This window comes from Nonomuraea sp. NPDC003707 (assembly GCF_053587055.1).
This window is the reverse complement of the sequence record NZ_JBSFNK010000112.1, coordinates 1-3,383: the sequence shown is the minus strand read 5'-3', so window position 1 is coordinate 3,383 and position 3,383 is coordinate 1. Positions and strand designations below refer to the sequence as shown.

The following is a 3,383-nucleotide window of genomic DNA, read 5'->3' as shown; positions in this document are numbered from 1 at the left end:
TTCAAGGCGAACCAGTCATGCCATTTGACGCCGGCGCCGAATCCATGGTCGTTGGACAAGGCCACGTACACGTCGTTGGCCGTGCCACGGGTGAAGGTGACGATGTCGTCCTTGCCGTCACCGTCGAAATCGCCGACCGCCGGCACTTCACCGCTCGGCGCGAAGAAGTCGTGCCACTTCGCGGCGGCGCCGAAGCCCGTGCCGGTGGACGGCGCCACGTACACGTCGGCGTTGGATCCCTGGGTGAACGTGACGATGTCGTCCTTGCCGTCGCCGGTGAAGTCCCCGGTCAGCGGGACCTCGCCGCTCAACGCGAAGTAGTCGTGCCACTTGACCGACGTGCCGTCGAAGGCGTTGCCGGTCGACTTCGCCACATAAACGTCGGCGTTCGCGCCGTGCGTGAAGGTGACGATGTCGTCCTTGCCGTCACCGTCGAAGTCCGCCGGAGAACCGCCCAGGAGCGAGCCGCCGCCACCGTTCACGAGGGACATGTAGTAGTCCCAGTTCCAGTGCGGGCCAGGGTCGGTGTGGTCGTTGCCGGGGAGCTCGTTGTGGCCGACGATGTTCGCGCGGGTGCGCGAGATGCCCCACTTGTCGGCCAGGTAGCGGGTCAGGGCGGCCGACGAGCGGTACATGGCGTCGGTGAACCATGACGGGTTGTCCACGAAGCCCTCGTGCTCGATGCCCAGGGCCTCGGCGTTCGAGGACCGTGCGTGGTAGGCGGTGTCGGTGTCGCGGACCATCTGCGTGACGTCGCCGTCGGACGAGCGGATCACGTAGTGGGCGCTGACCTGCGCGGACGGGTTCTGGAACCAGCTGATCGTGCCGGCGTACGAGCCCTGGGTGACGTGGATGACGATCTTGCGGATGGGGCTGGAGCGGCCGGGCGAGTAGTTGTTGCCGTTGGCGGGGACCCAGTGCGCCGGCGGGTAGTCGGTGCTCAGGATGCCGGCCTGGGGTTCACCGGTGGTGGCCGCCAGGGGCTTGACCTTCTCGTACGTGCCGCGCTCCGGCCGCACCCTGCGCGGCTGGACGACGACCTCGGCCTTGATGCCCTGCGCGAGCAGGCCGTAGACGGTGTCGGCGTACAGGCGGGCCACCTGGTCATCGGCGGCGCCGCCGTAGCGTGCGACGACCGGGTACCAGGCGTTGACGTCCGTGCGCTTCGACGCGTCGAGCCCCGCCTGGTCGGCGAGGGCACGCAGGACCGCCGCGCCGCCGCGGATGTTGGCCGCGGTGTCGCTCTTCAGGTCGGCCTCGGACTCGCCGGTGAGCTTGGCGGCCTGTTCGAGGGTCTTGTGCTGCGGGTTGCTCACCAGGTGCATGACGCCGTAGCCGTTGTCGCTGCTGGGTGCGCCGTTGTGGCCGTCGAGATGCGTCTCACCGTAACCGACCGCCACGAGCAGGTCCTTGGGGACCTGGTATTCCGCTGTCGCGTCGGCGAACGCCTTGTCCAGCCCGTCCGCCTGGGCGGCGACGGCGGGCCTGGCGGTGAGCAGCAGCCCGCCGACGGCCGCGCATAAGGCGGCCTTACGCACATGCTTCCACTGCATTGTTCCGGCTCCTTCTAGAGGGTGGTTTCGCCGTTGAGACCGAAGAAGTCGTGCCACTTGACCCCGGCGCCGAAGGCCGAAGTGCCGTTCGACAACCCCACGAACACGTCGTTCGTGGCGCCCTTGGTGAAGGTGACGATGTCGTCCTTGCCATCGCCGTCGAAATCACCGGTGTAGGGGAACTCGCCGTTCGGAGCGAACCAGTCGTTCCACTTCACGCCCGGACCGAAGCCCTGCCCATCCGAAATCGCGACCCACACATCACCGAGGCCGTTGTTGGTGAACGTGACGATGTCGTCCTTGCCGTCACCGTTCACATCCGCGATCCGAGGTTGCTCACCGGCGAGCGCGAAATTGTCGTGCATCTTCACCGCGGCGTTGAAACCCGTCCCGGTGGACGTCGCCACATACACGTCATTCGTCGAACCCTGACTGAAGACGATGATGTCGTCCTTGCCGTCACCGTTGACATCACCCACCGCCGGGAATTCTCCGTTCAGGCCGAAGAAGTCATGCCATTTCTGGCCGGCGCCGAACCCGTTCCCGTTGGACAGGGCCACGAAGACGTCCTGGGTCGTCCCGCGGGCGAAGGTCGCGATGTCGTCCTTCCCGTCGCCGTCGAAGTCGCCGACCGCCGCGATCTCGCCGCCGGGCGCGAAGAAGTCATGCCATTTCGCGGCGGGACCGAAGCCCGTGCCGGTGGACGGCGCCACGTACACGTCGCCGCTGGAGCCGTGCGTGAACGTGACGACGTCGTCCTTGCCGTCACCGGTGAAGTCGCCGGTGTAGGTGGTCTCGCCGCCCAGCCCGAAGAAGTCGTGCCACTTCACCGACGTCCCGTTGAAAGCGGTGCCGCTCGAGGTGGAGACGTACACGTCGGCCGAGGCGTTCTTGGCGAAGGTGATGATGTCGTCCTTGCCGTCGCCGTCGAAGTCGGCCGGCGAGCCCGCCTGCATGCCGTGCATCCAGGCGGCCTCGTTCAGGAGCGAGCGGGCCTTGGCCTCGGACTGGTCGTAGCGGTCGGGGAAGGCGGAGCGCTGGACGCTCTGGGCGAGCTGCCCCGGGGTGTAGCCGGGGTTGGCCGCGTCGTTCCTGATGGCCCGGGTGAAGAAGGAGTTGGCGGCGAAGCTGACGTCGAGGATCTGCTCAGGGGTGCCCCAGCCCTGGCTCGGGCGCTGCTGGAAGACGCCGAGGGAGTCCTTGTCACCGCAGTTGAGGTTGTTCATGTGGGACTCGACCCAGCCGGTCTCGAACGCCGCGAGCATCACCTTGTCGTTGGCGTTGAGGCTGCGGCCGACCCGGTAGACGGCGGTGGTCACCCACTGGTCGTGGCCGGCGGGGACGGACGGGCAGGCGAGGAGGAGTTCGGCGTTGGAGCGGTGCTTGCCGGGGTCGGGGGCCGCCTGGGCGGGCATGGCCGAGGCGGCGGCGATCGCCAGCGCGCCCGCGGTGACGGATAACGCGCGGCCGATTCGGGACTTGCGCATGATGTCTCCTGGATCAGAGGGTGGTTTCGCCGTCGAGGCCGAAGAAGTCATGCCATTTGATGCCGGTGCCGAAGGCGGAAGTGCCGTTCGACAGGCCCACGAAGACGTCGTTCGTGGCGCCCTTGGTGAAGGTGACGATGTCGTCCTTGCCGTCACCGTCGAAATCACCGGTGTAGGGGAACTCGCCGTTCGGAGCGAACCAGTCGTTCCACTTCACGCCCGGACCGAAGCCCCGGCCGTCGGAAACGGCGACCCACACATCACCGAGGCCGTTGTTGGTGAACGTGACGATGTCGTCCTTGCCGTCACCATTGACGTCCGCGATCCGGGGCTGCTCGCCGGC

The 3,383-nt window shown here is 67.3% G+C and carries 3 protein-coding genes; all 3 read right to left on the bottom strand.

Going from position 1 to position 3,383, the window contains the following annotated elements:
- Positions 1–1,553, bottom strand: a 1,553-nt coding sequence (locus ACWDRB_RS67655; protein WP_449912836.1) for an N-acetylmuramoyl-L-alanine amidase, incomplete at its 3' end; no start/stop codon positions are given.
- A gap of 14 nt (positions 1,554–1,567) precedes the next feature.
- On the bottom strand, positions 1,568–3,040 hold the full coding sequence (locus ACWDRB_RS67650) for an FG-GAP repeat domain-containing protein (protein ID WP_449912834.1): 1,473 nt from the start codon (positions 3,038–3,040) through the stop codon (positions 1,568–1,570).
- A gap of 13 nt (positions 3,041–3,053) precedes the next feature.
- Positions 3,054–3,383: FG-GAP-like repeat-containing protein (locus tag ACWDRB_RS67645; RefSeq protein ID WP_449912832.1), on the bottom strand; the 330-nt coding region annotated here is incomplete at its 5' end.

Excerpts from the sequence above, each read along its gene's own strand:
- ACWDRB_RS67650 (WP_449912834.1), bottom strand. The coding sequence starts at position 3,040 with ATGCGCAAGTCCCGAATCGGCCGCGCGTTATCCGTCACCGCGGGCGCG.